Source organism: Rhizobium rhizogenes NBRC 13257 (genome assembly GCF_000696095.1).
In the GTDB taxonomy this organism is placed as follows: domain Bacteria; phylum Pseudomonadota; class Alphaproteobacteria; order Rhizobiales; family Rhizobiaceae; genus Rhizobium; species Rhizobium rhizogenes.
In genome coordinates, this window is sequence record NZ_BAYX01000051.1 from 1 (window position 1) to 596 (window position 596).

Here is a 596-nt window from a genome sequence, read left to right on the forward strand (position 1 = left end):
GCGGCGCTCCATCCGCGGGCTCGATGAGGCATGTCTGACCTGAGAGCGGCTTTGCCTCGATCGTCCCCCCGCAACGGCCGTCCGCAACTTTCTTCCCCTGTCGGCTCCGCCGGCATTCCTCGCGAAGCAAGAAAGTTCCTCCCGGCCGCCCTCCATTTCATTTCGGCCCGGGGGTGCGGTCCGATCGTCCCCGGTCCTTGCGACAGCCATCGAGGCCGCAATGGTGCGGCCCGAAACAGCAAAAGGAACTTGGACAATGGCTACCATCGGCACCTTCACCTCCACCGAAAACGGCTTCTCCGGCTCGATCCGCACCCTCGCCCTCAACGTCAAGGCACGCATCGCTCGCGTCGAAAACCCCTCCGACAAGGGTCCGCACTTCCGCATCTACGCCGGCAACGTCGAGCTCGGCGCCGCCTGGCAGAAGACCTCCGAACAGGGCCGCGACTACCTCTCGGTCAAACTGGACGATCCGAGCTTCCCCGCTCCGATCTACGCCACGCTGGCGGAAGTCGAAGGCGAAGACGGCCTGCAACTGATCTGGTCGCGCCCCAACCGCGACTGAGGCCCCCTTACAGGCTCCGCCCATCGGGCGG

General features: G+C 65.6%; 1 protein-coding gene. It reads left to right on the forward strand.

All coding sequences use genetic code 11. From position 1 onward, the window contains the following. Positions 1-256: 256 nt before the first annotated feature. Complete coding sequence (locus RRH01S_RS33080; protein ID WP_015084482.1) at positions 257-565, forward strand: DUF736 domain-containing protein; 309 nt, start codon at positions 257-259, stop codon at positions 563-565. Positions 566-596 lie beyond the last annotated feature (31 nt).

Excerpts from the sequence above, each read along its gene's own strand:
- RRH01S_RS33080 (WP_015084482.1), top strand. The coding sequence starts at position 257 with ATGGCTACCATCGGCACCTTCACCTCCACCGAAAACGGCTTCTCCGGC.